Origin of the sequence: Leptolyngbya sp. FACHB-711 (assembly GCF_014695615.1) — a bacterium.
Classification (GTDB): Bacteria; Cyanobacteriota; Cyanobacteriia; order Elainellales; family Elainellaceae; genus Leptolyngbya_A.
Map to the genome: position 1 here is coordinate 1 of NZ_JACJOR010000497.1, position 15,643 is coordinate 15,643.

General features: G+C 51.5%; 14 protein-coding genes. 8 read left to right on the forward strand and 6 right to left on the reverse strand.

Annotation, left to right across the window (positions count from 1 at the left end; translation table 11 throughout):
• The 3 genes from H6F80_RS23430 to H6F80_RS23440 all read left to right on the forward strand — a co-directional run.
• Positions 1–1,937 (forward strand): alpha/beta hydrolase (locus tag H6F80_RS23430; protein WP_206755108.1); only part of this gene is annotated, 1,937 nt, incomplete at its 5' end.
• A gap of 454 nt (positions 1,938–2,391) precedes the next feature.
• Entirely contained in the window at positions 2,392–2,853 is a 462-nt protein-coding gene (locus H6F80_RS23435; RefSeq protein ID WP_190793933.1) for an NfeD family protein, read from the forward strand.
• Positions 2,854–2,968: 115 nt separating this feature from the next.
• A complete protein-coding gene (locus H6F80_RS23440; protein WP_190793934.1) occupies positions 2,969–3,820 on the forward strand; it encodes an SPFH domain-containing protein in 852 nt (283 codons plus the stop codon).
• A gap of 10 nt (positions 3,821–3,830) precedes the next feature.
• Here H6F80_RS23440 and folP read toward each other — a convergent pair whose 3' ends face one another.
• Both folP and H6F80_RS23450 read right to left on the reverse strand, forming a co-directional pair.
• Positions 3,831–4,712, reverse strand: coding sequence for a dihydropteroate synthase (gene folP / locus H6F80_RS23445; RefSeq protein ID WP_190793935.1), 882 nt, complete (start codon positions 4,710–4,712; stop codon positions 3,831–3,833).
• A 117-nt stretch (positions 4,713–4,829) separates the two neighbouring features.
• Positions 4,830–5,078 (reverse strand): hypothetical protein, encoded by a 249-nt coding sequence (locus tag H6F80_RS23450; protein ID WP_190793936.1) that lies wholly within the window; start codon positions 5,076–5,078, stop codon positions 4,830–4,832.
• Positions 5,079–5,110: 32 nt separating this feature from the next.
• Here H6F80_RS23450 and H6F80_RS23455 point away from each other — a divergent pair, with 32 nt between their 5' ends.
• The gene (locus tag H6F80_RS23455) at positions 5,111–7,102 is read left to right on the forward strand and encodes a serine/threonine phosphatase (protein WP_199296779.1); all 1,992 of its coding nucleotides are present in this window, start codon (positions 5,111–5,113) and stop codon (positions 7,100–7,102) included.
• 66 nt (positions 7,103–7,168) lie between these two features.
• Here H6F80_RS23455 and H6F80_RS23460 read toward each other — a convergent pair whose 3' ends face one another.
• Positions 7,169–7,405 carry a DUF4327 family protein gene (locus H6F80_RS23460; RefSeq protein WP_242067532.1) on the reverse strand — a complete coding sequence of 79 codons (237 nt, stop codon included), beginning with the start codon at positions 7,403–7,405 and terminating at the stop codon, positions 7,169–7,171.
• Positions 7,406–7,912: 507 nt separating this feature from the next.
• Between H6F80_RS23460 and rpsD the strand changes: the two genes are divergently transcribed.
• The gene (gene rpsD / locus H6F80_RS23465) at positions 7,913–8,521 is read left to right on the forward strand and encodes a 30S ribosomal protein S4 (protein WP_190793937.1); all 609 of its coding nucleotides are present in this window, start codon (positions 7,913–7,915) and stop codon (positions 8,519–8,521) included.
• A gap of 137 nt (positions 8,522–8,658) precedes the next feature.
• Here the strand turns inward: rpsD and moaA are convergent, their stop codons facing one another.
• Positions 8,659–9,648, reverse strand: a complete 990-nt coding sequence (moaA, locus tag H6F80_RS23470) for a GTP 3',8-cyclase MoaA (RefSeq protein ID WP_190793938.1) — start codon at positions 9,646–9,648, stop codon at positions 8,659–8,661.
• A 156-nt stretch (positions 9,649–9,804) separates the two neighbouring features.
• Between moaA and cbiD the strand changes: the two genes are divergently transcribed.
• Complete coding sequence (gene cbiD / locus H6F80_RS23475) at positions 9,805–10,941, forward strand: cobalt-precorrin-5B (C(1))-methyltransferase CbiD (protein ID WP_190793939.1); 1,137 nt, start codon at positions 9,805–9,807, stop codon at positions 10,939–10,941.
• 110 nt (positions 10,942–11,051) lie between these two features.
• Positions 11,052–12,659, forward strand: a complete 1,608-nt coding sequence (gene guaA, locus H6F80_RS23480) for a glutamine-hydrolyzing GMP synthase (protein ID WP_190793940.1) — start codon at positions 11,052–11,054, stop codon at positions 12,657–12,659.
• Positions 12,660–12,777: 118 nt separating this feature from the next.
• Here guaA and H6F80_RS23485 read toward each other — a convergent pair whose 3' ends face one another.
• Together H6F80_RS23485 and H6F80_RS23490 are read right to left on the reverse strand one after the other, a co-directional pair.
• Positions 12,778–13,368, reverse strand: a complete 591-nt coding sequence (locus H6F80_RS23485; protein ID WP_190793941.1) for a TIGR04376 family protein — start codon at positions 13,366–13,368, stop codon at positions 12,778–12,780.
• A gap of 265 nt (positions 13,369–13,633) precedes the next feature.
• Complete coding sequence (locus H6F80_RS23490; protein WP_190793942.1) at positions 13,634–14,425, reverse strand: WecB/TagA/CpsF family glycosyltransferase; 792 nt, start codon at positions 14,423–14,425, stop codon at positions 13,634–13,636.
• Between the two features lie 756 nt (positions 14,426–15,181).
• Between H6F80_RS23490 and H6F80_RS23495 the strand changes: the two genes are divergently transcribed.
• Complete coding sequence (locus tag H6F80_RS23495) at positions 15,182–15,640, forward strand: ATP-binding protein (RefSeq protein ID WP_190793943.1); 459 nt, start codon at positions 15,182–15,184, stop codon at positions 15,638–15,640.
• Positions 15,641–15,643 lie beyond the last annotated feature (3 nt).

Here is a 15,643-nt window from a genome sequence, read left to right on the forward strand (position 1 = left end):
CGCGTGCTGTTTTCCATTGCCCCAACATGACCGACTATCAGCCCCTCCCATTTAGACCGTGCCCATCGCTGCTCCAGCCTTGTGTTGCCCCTCGCCGCTATCGTTTCTGGCAGCGAATGAAAGGACTGGTCTGGGGTTTAGGATTAGGGCTAGGCTGTGGAATGACAACTCCCGTACTTGCCGCCGAACAGCTTGCCATTCGGATTGGTCCTTTTCAGCAGTCAATTCAAATCTCTGACCTAGAGCAGTTTTCCCAAACCGGACAGGTTCCCCCCACCCTGCGCCTTTACGCGCCGCTACTGACGGATCAGGTGCGCTATGCCCTTCGCAGTCGGCTGCAGCTAGACCGAAACGTGGGCGATAAGCTCGTGGAAGACCTGCTGTATTCCTCTTCGGGCGAGCGGTTTCTCAACACCCTCCAAGTGGCAATTCCCAGCGCGAATCCGGCGCAGCTTCGATCGACTTTGATGCAAGCGGCTCGCCATCGGGATGGCATGAGTCTCCTGGGGCTGCTGCGATCGTTCCCGGAAAAGACCGTTACGGTGGATGCGGCTTCAGCGGTGGCACTTGCTTCGCAGGTCAACTTACCCTACTGGCAAAGCCAAACCCTGAGTTCAATGCTGGAACGGGAGCTGACGGTGAAAAGTTCGCCCTTCCGCTCACAACTTGATCCGGCTCAGATGGGGCAGCAGTGGGTCTGGAAGCAATCGCTGACGCTGCGCGACTATCAACGCGATCGATCAATTCCCATTGACCTCTACTGGAGTCGCCGCACTCAGGGCCCATTGGTCGTGCTGTCCCACGGGTTTGGAGCCGATCGGCGGTTTCTCAGCTATCTGGCATATCATCTCGCATCGAATGGCATCACGGTTGTCGCAGTCGAGCATCCGGGCAGCAACGTTGCCTGGCTCACCAGCAGCTCACTGGATAACGCTGGGGTAAATGCGATGAGTACCATCCTGCCTGCCTCGGAGTTTGTCGATCGTCCTAAGGATGTCAGCTTTGTGCTCGATCGCTTGCAGCAGATGAATCGCTTTTCCAGTCGGCTCCGAGACAAGCTCAACACCGAGCAGGTCACAATTATTGGTCATTCGCTGGGCGGCTATACGGCATTAGCACTGGCAGGGGCACAGCCTAACCTCAAGCACCTGCGCGAGTTCTGCAATGACCCAAACCCAGTCGCCTTTTCGCCTGCGGATCTGCTTCAGTGCAATGCAGCAGATTTACCCGAACAGGTCGGCAAGCTCCGCGATAGCAGAATTGCTCAAACCATTTTGCTGAATCCGGTGATCGGGCGATTGTTTGATGCAAAAAGCTTGGCACAGGTGGCAGTTCCAACGCTGATGCTTGCCAGCACAGACGATGCGATTACGCCTGCGGTGAGTCAGCAGTTTTTGCCGTTTACCGAGTTGAAGACGGACAAGAAGTATCTGTTGACGGCGATCGGCGCAACCCATCTTAGCGTAGGCGATCCGGCAAATCTCAACCACTCTCTGACCCAAAGCATTTTTGTTCGTGAACGCCCCGATGAAGAAACCAAGGCACTGCGGCAGCTTTTGCAGGGGGTCAGCCTCGCGTTTATCAAACAGCTCACGCCCGAAGCAGAACGCTACAAGCCGTTTCTCTCGTCTGCCTATGCCCAATCTTTTTCGACCGCAAACCTGAAGCTGCGGCTAAACGCTACGCTGCCGCCAAACTTTACAAACTGGCTGAAAGTGGCTGCCCTGCCAATGGAGCAGCTCGTCTCAGGCACCCTAGCTCAGCGTCAGCAGGCGGCGCAGCAAAACCTGTGCGACCTGAACCCCGACTGCTTGCTGAATAACCTGCCGCTCGTCATGTTTATCCTGCCCGGAGGCTTACCGCTTGCAGCCACGCAACTGCTCAGACGCAGACAACGCCGGAAGCCGCCGATGACCAAAGAAACTTCAGAAGCCTAAGCAAGTCTGAAAAGTAGGTTTGAAAAGGCATCTTGAAAAGGCATATTTGTGACTCGAATTGCCCTTTCCCCAGAGTGGGCTACGGGGTACACCTGTCGAATCAGCCTCGTTCTATTCTTTTCAGCCGCCTCAATTCCCCAATTTTGGAGGAGTTTGACTGAACCAGGCTCAGTTTTTCCTAAATAGGGGAAACCAGGGGTGAAAGGTAGCCGTGTGAAATGCCGATCGACCCTCCTCTGACAAGCTCTCTAAAGACTCATATCTTCGTGAATGATCTTTTTGGCATGATTTTCTGAATAATTAAGTATCACCGTACTTTTCCCCCGATTGCCCTTAGTTTCAGCTAAATTTGAAGCATTCTACAGAGATCTAAAAGTTCGATCGCCTTGGAAAATCATTTCCAAGAGAATCATTTCCAGGTGAGCGAATAGGTCTTCTCGCTTCATTTCTTATCATGAGCCTGCCTCCCTCTACTCTATGGCTATTTGTCGGCTTTCTGTGTCTGATGGCAGGGACGCTGGCAGGTGAACCGAGCGCAGCGGCAATAGGAATTGCAGCGTTAATCACGGGCATTGCTGCACTCTCCCTCGCTTCGGCAACAGTACAAGTCATCCTCTGGGGAATCCTCTCGATCGCCCTTATTGTGGTGCTGCGCGGTATGGTTCCAAAGGCATCGATTGATTTGAGTCCGGCGCAGGAAGCAACGGTGACGGAAACGATTCCCCCAAGCGGCATTGGGCTAGTGTCTTATGAAGGGGCACTGTGGCGGGCGCGCTGCCAGATTTCTGACATCAGCATTGCGCCAGGGCAAATGGTTTATGTGGTGGGGCGGCAGGGACTTACGCTCATGGTGCTTCCAACCACGTTTCTAGAGGAGATTGAAGACTTTTCCAATCGTCCCCGAATCAAAAGCTAGATTGCCTCAGGACAGAGCCCTCTGAAGGACGAAAATCAGGACTAAAACCGATCGCTAACGGTATATTTGAACTAGAAGGCACAATGTTGTAGCTGGCTCAATCGCCAATAGGGTTATGTATTCTCCTTTGATTTGGGTTTTTGCCGTTGTGCTGACAGTGTTGGGGGCAACGGTTGGTTCGGTCAAGCGTGTTAACGAAGGCAATCAGGCATTGGTCGAACGGCTGGGACGCTATCACCGCACACTGACGGCAGGATTAAACTTCTGGGTGCTGCCGATCGTTGATGAGCTGGTGATCGAAGCTTCGATGCGTGAGCAAATTCTCGACATCGATCCCAGCAACGTTATCACCAAAGACAACGTAACGATTAAGATTGATGCGGTGATCTTCTGGCAAATTCTTGAGCTGCGTCAGGCATACTACAAAATTACAGATATTGAAGAAGCCCTGAAAAATCTGGTCGTCACCACCCTGCGATCGCAGATTGGCAGCATGGATCTGCAAGAGATTTATTCCTCGCGAGCGTCCATCAACCGTTCTTTGTCTGAAAGCCTGGACGAAGCCACTGACCCCTGGGGCGTGAAGGTGACGCGGGTAGAAGTGCAAGATATTCAGCTTCCCGAAAGTATCAAAACTGCGCTGGAGCGAGAGCGGGCATCCCAGAGTGAACAGCGGGCAATGGAAGCGGAGGCAGCCGGACGCAAAAAGGCGGCGATCGAAAATGCAACGGCGATCGCAGAGTCAGTGCAGCGCATTTCAGAGGCAGTCCAAGGAACGCCCAGAGGAGAAGAGATTCTGCGCTACCTGGTTGCTCAAAGATATGTCGATGCCAACCTTCAGTTAGGTCAAAGTGCAAACGCAAAAGTGGTCTTTATGAATCCCAGAGACCTGAGCGAAGGGGTATCTGAACTCATTTCTACGCCAGAACAGCGTTCCAACAATGGTGACTCCGGCAAGGGCGCATGATCGGAATCGCTTAATTCGATCGCCAAATGGCATCTGCGACGCGACAGACATCATGGATCTCGCGAACATCATGCACCCGCAACACATCGGCTCCGCCTTCGATCGCGGCACAGCAGGTCGCGGCAGTTCCCCAAACGCGCTGCTGCGGATCGGGTTGGTTCAGCAGATGTCCGATAAAACTTTTGCGAGAAGTCCCAACCAGCATTGGGCAGCCCAGCGACCGAAGGTGAGGTAGACCGCGTAACAGCTCTAGATTCTGAGCATAAGTCTTTGCAAACCCAATACCCGGATCAATCATGATGCGATCGGGCAAAATTCCTGCACTGACCGCAGCCTCGATCCGGTGGGCTAAAAACTCGTAGATTTCTCCCAGCAGGTCATGATATTCGGTTAACTGCTGCATCGTTTTCGGCGTACCGCGCAGGTGCATCAGCACGATTGGAACACCCAATTCAGCTACGGTCGGCAGCATAGCAGGATCATAAGTTGCGCCAGAAACATCGTTAATCAAATCGGCTCCCGCTTCAACGGCAGACCGGGCAACTTCCGCTCGCGTTGTATCGACTGAAATTGGAATCTCCTTCAAAACAGGTGATGCTAAATCAGCAGAAGTGGGTTGAATGGTGCGGATGGCGCGAACCACGGGAATGACGCGATCGAGTTCTTCCTGAAGCGAAACGATTTCTGCCTGGGGACGGGTAGACTGTCCGCCAATATCCAAAATATCTGCCCCCGATCGAGCGAGATGATCTGCTTGTTTCAGGGCATGATCGAGCGCGTTAAACTGTCCCCCATCGCTAAAGCTATCGGGTGTGACGTTCAAAATTCCCATAAGATAGGTTCGATCGCCCCATACCCAGGGCTGACCTCTCAACGTCCATGCGGCAGGCATAAATTCTCTAAAATTGGGCTGACTCGCCTCAGATCACAGCAAAGGCAGGCGGAACCGGAGACGATGGCGGCAATTGCTGTAATGTTGAAGTTAAACGAATGTGGAGCCGATGGCAAGTTAAGCTGATGGTTGACAGGAATTACAGCCCTGCAACCGATCAACATGTGCAGAATGTGCAATCAGCAGAATGTGCAATAAGTCGGTGCAGCAAGCAGTAACTGAAGCCGTCCCGGCGGGAAACCTATTCTGAAGGGCGATCAGCTCTCTGGCACAGGTCATCGATCGCATCACCTGGATCAAGTTGCGCTTTTTCTCGTCATGCTTTTCCAGTTTCCGTTCTAGAGAAGCATCTGGCGCAACAGGCAACTTCTTTCAGCAACCGTCGCAGGATTAGAGGAATGGCTCTGATGCTGATTTGTCCCAATTGTTCTTCCGAAAACCCAGACACGCATCGGTTCTGCCAGGCTTGTGGGCATTTGCTGGCTGAGCAGTCCTGTCCTGGCTGTGGCACGCTTGTTTCGGTTCAGCTTGAACGATGTCCTGTCTGTCAAACCTTCACAGGCACGACTTGGTATGCCGTTTGTACGCGGGAAGCATTCGCAGAGGAAACTGCCACTGCCTCGATCGCCCCAAACCTAACCGCCGAGTACCTGGATCAACAGCAGCGCTATCGCATTCTCGAAAAATGCTCTGATTTAGCAATCGCGGCTCAAATCGTGCCCCAAGAGTTCACCATGCGGGTGTTAGACTGTCAGCCCCTGCAACCCACCCCGCTCCAACTGCTGCAACGCGATCACATTACGCCTGAAGTTAACGCTTATCTGGAACTGCAGACCGACTATCATTCTCTGGCACTGCCTGATATTCACGATGCCTGGCAAACCAATGGGGTTTCGGTGATTCTGCTTGCCGATCGATCGCACCTGCCTCAGCTCCAGGCAGTCTGGGCAGAAGAAACCGTTTTGCCGCTGCAAATACTGCACTGGCTGCACGAAATGGCGACCCTCTGGTCTTTGCTGGAACCTCATCAAGCTTGCCGCAGTCTTCTAGAACTAGCAAACCTGTATGTAGACGAAGACTATTTGCTTTGTCTGCAACGGCTTTATTTTGATCCATCTCACCAAACCACTGAGATCAAAATGCTGGCAGACCTGTGGCAGCAGCTGTTCCAGGAGTCGCAGCACACCTATCGGACAGAACTGGCACTGTTACACCATGAGCTGATGCTCGGCAAAATCACGTCTGCTGAGGCGTTACGTACCCGTATCGAAGCGATCGCCATTCTGCTGCAAACCAACGACAATATGACCAGTAGCTCTGACCGAACTGAACCGCTCGATTCCTACAGTTCCCCTGAGGATGACACGGCTCCACCGTTCCCCGCCAATGCCATGCCAGACGCAGAAGACAGCACAGTTCCGTTTAGCCTGCCTGCCCTGAACTCTGTCCCAGGCGCAGCACAATTTGACCTTTCACTACAAGAGGAAGGGGAGTCAGAAAACGATGAATTGCCCACGATCATCCTTCCAATGCAGCTAATTAGTCTAGAAGACGCAGCGAGTACTGATGTCGGGCGGCAGCGGAACCACAACGAAGACTGCTTTAATATCCAGACAGAGTTCCGCAAAGTCGAAACGCCTCAGGGTCGCAGTCTGGACGCAAAAGGACTCTACATTCTCTGTGACGGAATGGGCGGTCATGCAGGCGGAGAAGTGGCAAGTGCACTGGCGGTTGAAACGCTTAGTCAATATTTTGCAGCCCAATGGCAGGATAACCTCCCCAGCGAAGCCTGCATTCGGGAAGGTATTATGCAAGCCAATCGGGCAATTTACGAGCGTAATCAAGAGGACGAGCGATCGGGCAGCGGACGCATGGGAACGACCCTGGTGCTGGTGCTGATCCAAAACACCGAGATGGCGATTGCCCATGTGGGAGACAGTCGCCTTTATCGCCTCAGTCGATCGCGTGGACTAGAGCAGCTTACAACCGATCACGAAGTCGGGCAGCGTGAGATCCAGCGCGGCGTTGAACCGTCGATCGCCTATGCCCGTCCCGATGCTTATCAGCTTACTCAGGCACTTGGTCCCCGAGACGAGAACTTTATTAATCCAGATGTCAAGTTCCTCGAACTAACAGAAGACCTGCTATTGCTGCTTTGCTCTGACGGCTTATCCGATAACAATTTGCTCGAACGGCAATGGCAAACTTGTCTGGAGCCAATGCTGCGAACCCAGGCTTCGCTCGAAGAGGGGGTGACGCAACTGATTAATCTAGCAAATGAGCAAAACGGGCACGATAACGTAACTGCGCTGGTGATTCGCGCTAAAGTTCGTCCCGACGTTGAGCTATTCGGGCAAAAGCTGGAGCAAGCCCACTCACCTCAGCCCTAACAGGTCTATCTGGGCGTTCAGAAGCTGAAGCTGCACATTGCGAAAAACCAGAGAAAACCGGGCGTTTTATTCGTCGTCTTCCCAAGTTTCAACGGCAAGCAGGGATTCGATCGTATCCTGCATTAAAAAGTCAAAGTCCTCTAGCTCGCGCTTCCAGAACGCCCAATCGTCGCCATAAAGAAAAGCAATTTTCCAGATGCGATCGGTCGATTTCAGCACGTTTGACTGAACGAGCGAGCGAACGTGTCGCTGCAATTTCTCCATCGGGTGAGCAACCTGCTGGTTCATAACACCTTTTGTCATGGTTATTGTTATGGAAATGTTCTAATTTTTTCTGTCTATGCCCCTGCTGATTAACTCAGTGCCGCTCCGGTTGAGCGTGTCATGCCGCACAGTCTTGTGAGAGCAGGAGCCTCTATCCAGTTCCATATACTAGCACAAATCTATTTTTGTGATGGCGCACACTGCATTTTTCGCGAATTATTGCTTATTACAATGAAAGCGACCGTCAGCAGTAAGCGAGACTAATCATCAAGAAGCAACCAAAGAAGCTAGATTGGAACAATCGCGCAAAGCGCAAAGAGGCGATCGCTTAAAAGCGATATTTGAGATAAAAGCAATCTTTAAGAACTAACACCAAGAACTAACGCCTGTAGCCTGCCCTGAGCAAGTTGATTCTGCGAGAAGCCGTCCAAAATTAACGAGACCAAATCAAAGTTGACTGAATTAATTACAAACAGATCTGTTCTCTTTTGCATAAAGCCGCTAGAATAATACTTTTGGGTAAGTTTTACACAGAGAGGAAGCTAGATGTCACGATATCGAGGTCCGCGCCTCAGAGTTGTGCGTCGTTTGGGCGAGTTACCCGGTTTAACCCGCAAGAGTGCCCGACGAGCATATCCCCCCGGACAGCACGGGCAAGCACGCAAGAAGCGTTCTGAATACGCGGTACGACTGGAAGAAAAGCAAAAACTCCGCTTTAACTACGGTGTTTCTGAGCGACAGCTCCTTCGCTATGTGCGTAAGGCACGTCGTGCGGCGGGTTCAACAGGTTTGGTGCTGCTGCAACTGCTGGAAATGCGGCTGGATAATACCGTTTTTCGGTTGGGCATGGCTCCGACGATTCCTAGTGCGCGTCAGCTGGTGAATCACGGTCACGTCACGGTTAACGGTCGCGTGGTCAATATTGCCAGCTATCAGTGCAGACCGGGTGAAGTGATTGCAGTGCGCGATACAGAGCGTTCTCGCAAGCTCGTTGAGGCAAATTTACAGTTCCCTGGCTTGGCGCACTTGCCCAGCCACCTGGAATTTGATAAAGGCAAGATAACAGGTAAAGTCAATGGCGTCGTAGAGCGCGAATGGGTTGCGCTTCAGGTCAACGAACTGCTGGTGGTTGAGTACTACTCGCGTCAGGCTTAAATTCTCCCATCGCAATTCTTGGCGAAATTGTCGTCAGCGATCGTCTCCGTGCGGCTGCGGAGTCGGTTCATCGAGACAAGTTTTCTGCAAGCCCTCTGGACACCGTCAGTCCGGGGGCTTGTTTGATTTTTAGCCGTTTAGCCGCCGATTTGGGACATGGTGCGGGTATAGGTTCCGACTGTGCCCGACTCCCGCTGTTTGAAGTTAATTGCAGGCTTAAGGTCAAGCAGTACCTGCACCTGAGCACAAAGCTCACGGGTGGAAACCCCCGATCGCAAAGCAGTTTTCAAATCAATTTGTCCGGTTTCATTTAGCAGGCAGGGGCGCAACCAGCCATCCGCTGAGAGCCGCATCCGGTTACAGCGATCGCAAAAGCATTCTGACATTTGACTAATAAAGCCGAGCGTTCCTTTTGCGCCTGGAATCTGAAACACATCCGCAGGACCGTTGCCCCGCACCCGTGCCTCAACCAGGCCCCACCGCTGGTGAATCTGCTGCCGGAGGGTTTCAGAATCAATCCAACCTTTGTCCCCAAACAGATTCCCATTGCCGATCGGCATAAACTCGATAAAGCGAACGTGCCAGTGGCGATCGATCGTCAGTGCCGCTAAGTCCAGCACTTCATGGTCATTCACGCCTGGAATCACCACCACATTCAGCTTGAGCGGATCAAAGCCAACTCGATGCGCCGCCTGAATACCGCTCCAGACCTGCTGCCAGCGGGTTCTGCCCCGGTTGCCAATGATTCGATCGAATACTTCAGGTTCCAGGGAGTCGAGGCTGATGTTGATGCGGCGCAGTCCAGCATCATAAAGTCCTTGTGCAAGGTCTGCTAACAAAAAGCCATTTGTGGTCATCGAGAGATCCTGAGTTTCTGGCAGCGCGGCAATTTGCTGCACCAGGCTCACCACCTGCGGACGCAGCAACGGCTCACCCCCGGTCAGGCGAAATCGGCTAAAGCCGCAGGGAATAAACACTTCGCGCAGCAGTGTCAGCAGTTCTGCATCGGTTAAAACTTCCTGCTTGCGGATGTACTCCAGTTCCGCTCCTTCCGGCATACAGTACTGACACTGAAAATTACAGCGATCGATCAGACTAATGCGAAGGTAATCAACAACAGGATTCACAGGCGCAACTTGAGTTAATGTTTAGAAATGAAACGGGAAGATAGACCTATCTTAACGAATGGCAACCCTTGTTTTTGCTGAGCTAGGTGGGGAGCATCCCTAGTCTTCCTAATTCTGTGCCCCCAACTTTACTTGATTAATATCTGTTACTCTCCCTTGTTTGACCCTGTTTCTCCCCCTCAATCAGGCTATACTCTACCCGTCTTTGCCTGTGCTGCGGCAGTTGCAGCTCTGCGATGGCTTGAAGAGGATCGATTTCCGCTGACTTCAGTATCGATCGATTTAATCGAACCCGATGAAACGGCTGAGATTGCGATCGAGCAAATTGCCCTTTTGTCTGACACTGCTGCTTTAGCAATTAGCCGCAGTGATCCCGGAGACAATCTGGATCTGACACGAGATACACCCGTCTGGGCACTGGTTGAGCTGATGCCCGAAGGATCAGATTTAATCGTGATTCGAGGCGGCGAAGGAATCGGCAAACAAATCTACGCTAACCATCAGCCTGCCATTTATGACTATGCTCAGCGATTACTGCACTACAATCTGGCAGCATGGCTACCCCCAGAAACCGCTATTCAAGTGACGATCATTTTGCCGCAGGGTCGGTCGCTGGCAACGCGAACTTCTAATGCGGCTTTTGGCGTTGTTGAGGGTTTATCGCTGCTGGGAACATCGGGGATCGCTCAACCGCTCAGCGCACCTGGACAACTTGAACTGTTTCGGCAGGAGCTTCAGCAGCGAGCCAACCGAAATGACGGGCTGGTCTTTTGTATTGGTGAGAATGGGCTGGATCTGGCAGAGCAGCAGGGCATCAGTGCCGATCGGCTAATTAAAACGGCAAACTGGCTGGGATCGATGCTGGTGGAAGCAGGCTTACAGGGGGTGCGATCGGTGCTGCTGTTTGGCTATCACGGCAAGCTGATTAAACTGGCAGGCGGCATTTTTCACACGCATCATCATGTCGCTGACGGACGGCAGGAAATCTTAGCAGCGCACTGTGCCAATTCGGGACTGCCGACTCTCGATGTGCAGGCAGTGTTTTCCAGTCCAACGACTGAGGCTGCTTTACAATATCTGCGAAAGCTGGATGCGGTGGAGGGAAGTCACTGGGTTAATCAGGTTTATGGTTCGATCGCAGAGCAAATCGATCGCCGCGCTACTGCCTATATCCAGATCCACTGCAGTCAGCTAGTACAGGTGGGATCAGTCCTGTTCGATCGCGATCGGCAAATTCTAGTACAGAGCAAAATTGGCGCAACATTGCTGCACAGGTTTGTTAATCTGGATTAAATATTCAAAAATTATTACGTTTAACGAAAGGGTTTTACTTCGCGCTCTTCAGAGCGGTTTAGCAAGTTATCTTGGTTAATCAATTAAGGATGTAACAGCAGGATTAAGCGGTGACTCTTCAAACCGAACAACCCCCAACCGCATCGTCTGCGGAAAAGCTCAATCGCCAGATCATTGTGATTCTAGACTTCGGTTCACAATACTCTGAGCTCATTGCCCGACGTATTCGGGAAACCCAGGTTTACTCTGAAGTGCTGTCGTACCGCACTACGATCGAACAACTGCGCCAGCTTAACCCCAAAGGCATTATTCTTTCTGGCGGACCCAGCTCGGTCTACGACGACTACGCGCCCCACTGCGATCCCGAAATTTGGAATTTGGGCGTTCCCATCCTGGGCGTGTGCTATGGAATGCAGCTTATGGTGCAGCAGTTGGGCGGCGGGGTCGAGCGAGCAGAGCGAGGAGAATATGGCAAAGCGTCGCTGTATATTGATGACCCAACTGACCTGTTGACCAACGTGGAAGACGGCACCACGATGTGGATGAGCCATGGGGATTCAGTCACTCATCTGCCCACTGGGTTTGAAACGCTTGCCCACACCGAAAATACCTCCTGCGCGGCGATCGCCCACCACGATAAAAAGCTGTACGGCGTGCAGTTCCATCCCGAAGTGGTGCATTCGATCGGTGGGATCGCGCTGATTCGCAACTTCGTCTATCACATCTGCGACTGTGAACCCACGTGGACGACAGCGGCTTTTGTGGAAGAATCGATTCGCGAGATCCGTGCCAGAGTTGGCGATAGACGAGTGCTGCTGGCACTTTCCGGTGGAGTGGATTCCTCGACACTGGCGTTTTTGCTCTATAAGGCAATCGGTGAACAGTTGACCTGTATGTTTATCGATCAGGGCTTTATGCGAAAGGGAGAACCAGAGCGGCTACTCAAACTCTTCCAGGAGCAGTTTCACATTCCGGTGGAATATATCAACGCTCGCGATCGATTCCTGGCGCAAATGGAAGGCGTGACCGATCCCGAAGAAAAGCGCAAGCGGATCGGACATGAGTTCATTCATGTATTTGAAGAAGAATCGCGGCGGCTGGGTCCGTTTGACTATTTGGCACAGGGTACGCTTTACCCGGATGTGATCGAATCGGCAGACACCAACGTTGATCCTCAAACGGGCGAACGAGTAGCAGTCAAAATCAAGAGCCACCACAACGTCGGCGGATTGCCCAAAGATTTGCAGTTCAAGCTGATCGAGCCGCTTCGCAAGCTGTTTAAAGACGAAGTGCGAAAAGTGGGACGATCGATCGGGCTACCCGAAGAAATTGTGCAGCGGCAGCCGTTCCCCGGTCCCGGACTGGCAATTCGGATTCTGGGCGAAGTAACCGCCGAGCGGCTCAACATTCTCCGCGATGCTGATCTGATTGTGCGGCAGGAAATCAACCGTGCCGGTATGTATCATGAGCTGTGGCAGGCGTTTGCCGTGCTGCTGCCGATCCGCAGTGTAGGCGTGATGGGCGACCAGCGCACCTATGCCTACCCGATCGTGCTCCGGTTTGTTCGCAGTGAGGATGGCATGACAGCAGATTGGGCAAGAGTGCCTTACGATCTGCTGGAAACCATTTCTAACCGGATTGTGAATGAAGTACGTGGGGTGAATCGCATTGTTTATGACATTACCTCAAAGCCACCTGGGACGATCGAGTGGGAATAGGTTCAGCAGTCCAGAAAATCCCCAAGCCTGTGGAAAACCCCCGCAAAGTCTGTGGAAAACTTCGCCACTCCTGTGGAAAACGCCAGGGGAACGATTTTTTAATTCCCTCCCGTTTCGGTTAGCGACCCATCTGCCGCTTTAGATTTTCTAGCTCCTCATCCATCTCCCAGCGCCGGAAGGACTGCTCAAGCGGATCGGCGGCAGTGTTGGAACTAAAGCCCTGGTTCCAGCCGATTGTTTGCCACTGCTGGTCAGTTTGAAACTGCTCTGACTGTGCGGTGGCACGAGCAGCCGCCTCTGCTTCGGTTAATTTAACCTTGATTTCCTGACGGCGCACCTTAATTTGGCTCTGAAGCTCGATCGCCTGCTTGACACGCTCCTTGACAAGTTCCATTTGCCCCCAAAGCTGATTGCCTTGGCGCAGCAGTGCAGCTTCTCGTTCTTCGGCAGGCTTTACGAGATCGAGCCGATTAGCATTCTTTGCCTTTTCGATTCGCACATGCCAGCGTTGAATTTCCTGAGCCGTATTCAGGATTTCGTCCTGAAGCTGTTTTTCGCGCAGGCGCAAGTTTCCCAGCAGGCGAATGGCTTCTTCCTCCTGTTCCGCAAGCTTGTCAGCAAGTGCCTGCAATTCGAGATGAGGGTTATTTCGCAGAAATTCCTCCAGTCTGCTTTCCAAAAAGCCGCTTAAATCCTCAAACAATCCCATTGCAGACTCTCCCTTCAACGACGACTCAATGACGACTGCTGGATCGATCGGTTGTCGTCAGGCTTCCCGAATGTGCCCCTATCGTAGCAGCACTTTCAGCCAGTTTCATGCTGCTTTTGGCAGTTTGCTGGCAGTTTGCTCAGACATCCCTCTAAGGGATTTTCCTAAGGTATTTTATATTAAGGCAAAAAATTAAGGCAAAAAAATGGGGCAGGGTAAAAGTCCTGCCTCCGTCTTCGATTACTGAACAATTGCAATATTTTGCTCAGGCGGTAATCCGGGTTGCCGTGGATGCTTCAGAGCCTTTTTCCTTAAACGGATCTCGGTAGAGATTGCACATTTGCAAAAAGGTTAGCCAAAAGAAAGATGGTCCCTCGACTAAATAGCGTCGCCAGAGACGACGTGGCTCCGAAAGCAGGCGGTAAAGCCATTCTAGACCCGTTTCGCTAACCCATTTGGGTGCACGCAGCACGTTTCCTGCCTCAAAGTCGATCGTTGCACCGACCGCCATAAAGATCTTGACGTGCTTAAAGCGGTGCTTGTACTTATGGATAAACTTTTCCTGTTTTGGTGCACCAACTCCCACCGCGAGGACTGTTGCTCCAGATTGATTGACTAGGTCAATAATTTGTTCGCATTCCTCTTCGCTCCGCTCAAACCCGAAGGAGGGAGAATGCACAGCGGTGACAATGGCTCTGCCAATTCTTGCATTAATCCGACGCTGAGCCTCAGCCGCAACTCCTTCTCGCGCTCCAAGCAGAAAGATAGAGATGTCTTCGCTGCGCTTATGGTATTCGCAGAAGGCAGGGAATAGATCCGACCCGGAAACTTTTTCCTTAACCGGGCAACCCAGCAGCTTTGCTATATAGTATAAAATTTTACTATCGCAAGTTCTGAAGTCTGCGTCCTGGTAAGCCTCAAAGAATTCGCGATCGGCTTGCAGCTTTACAAGATGATCGACATTCGGCGTAAATACCGTGCCGCGATTCAGCTTCTCAAGCAGCTCCGTCATTGAGAGATTATCAATATCAACATTCAGTAGTTTTACCTGGCTCATCTGGAGCTTCTCCTCCACATCACGCTCACCATTCTGTTACTCAAAAATAGAGAGAAAATTTTTGTTCGCCGGATTGATGCAGTTAAGAAGTCAGATTGAAACTTTTACTAACAATCGAATCTTCCTATCTGGGGGCTAACGCATCTATTCGTATATCGGTTTAAGTTGAAACCCTCGTGGTGAACACTAGCTTGCCATCTTTTTTTACTGAAGGCTAGTGCTTTCACTGAGAGTTCATTGAAACATTACATCCCTGTCTGCAACTGAGCCTGCAACTCCGTACCGTATTTTCCTTATGTAAAGATAGAGTCTGAAGCACCTATAGTAAAACTGATGTGAAGCCCCTGTAGTAAAACAAATTTACCTCTGTATACCACCTCTCCCTAGGCTGATAAGGCGATCAATGCAACGAATTAAGGGCAAGCTTCAGGGTAAAGTAAACTGTGTTTTCCTCAAGCTTCACCCGATCGCCTCACTTAAGCTATCGGTTTATCTATCCGTCGCAGTCGGATACTGAGAGGGTTCTATAAAGGTGGTAGGGCTATGCTAGGATGAACTTAGTCCGATGGAAGTGTCTATGCCGTCATACGCGGTTGGATAGCTAAGTATCAAGTCAAATCTCAAGTGCTGTTGTGTGTCTTCAATGATTCTTTTAGGATATGCAATGGCTGAGTCTGATAGGTTTTTGAGTCGCAAGATATTTGTGAACTCAAAAGCGGTGCAAGTCATCCACTTGAAAGCTGAGAGGGTTCTTCGGTGATTTCCATCTCACCGCGTCCAAGCGGTCGCAAGTGGGGCACAGTCAGTTTTGCCTCGACTCTTCACTTATGCCCTATTTTGGATCTGCTATTGGCAGATATTCCTCCCAAATGGCAGCCAGAGCTACGTTTGGGTTTGCAGGAAGCTTTGGTTAATGCTGCGAAACATGGAAATAACCTTGATCCCAGTAAGATTATTCTGGTCGAGTTTTTTGTTTTAGAAGATCAGTACTGGTGGGTCATTTCCGATCAGGGAACAGGTTTTGTGCCGGACTGCTGTTGCGGTAGCTCAGATTTTAACCAGTACAACATCAGTGACTTTGATGAGTGCGGTCGTGGGCTGTATATTCTTCACCAGATTTTCGACCAGGTGAACTGGAACCAGTCCGGCACAGAGTTACGGCTTTGTAAGCAGGTAAAGAGCCGCTCCCGGCTGCTCTCCCTCTGTAGCTTATAGTTT

Coding starts and splice junctions, on each gene's coding strand:
- H6F80_RS23435 (WP_190793933.1), top strand. CDS start 2,392: ATGAGCCTGCCTCCCTCTACTCTATGGCTATTTGTCGGCTTTCTGTGT.
- H6F80_RS23440 (WP_190793934.1), top strand. CDS start 2,969: ATGTATTCTCCTTTGATTTGGGTTTTTGCCGTTGTGCTGACAGTGTTG.
- folP (WP_190793935.1), bottom strand. CDS start 4,712: ATGCCTGCCGCATGGACGTTGAGAGGTCAGCCCTGGGTATGGGGCGAT.
- H6F80_RS23455 (WP_199296779.1), top strand. CDS start 5,111: ATGGCTCTGATGCTGATTTGTCCCAATTGTTCTTCCGAAAACCCAGAC.
- H6F80_RS23460 (WP_242067532.1), bottom strand. CDS start 7,405: ATGACAAAAGGTGTTATGAACCAGCAGGTTGCTCACCCGATGGAGAAA.
- rpsD (WP_190793937.1), top strand. CDS start 7,913: ATGTCACGATATCGAGGTCCGCGCCTCAGAGTTGTGCGTCGTTTGGGC.
- H6F80_RS23485 (WP_190793941.1), bottom strand. CDS start 13,368: ATGGGATTGTTTGAGGATTTAAGCGGCTTTTTGGAAAGCAGACTGGAG.
- H6F80_RS23490 (WP_190793942.1), bottom strand. CDS start 14,425: ATGAGCCAGGTAAAACTACTGAATGTTGATATTGATAATCTCTCAATG.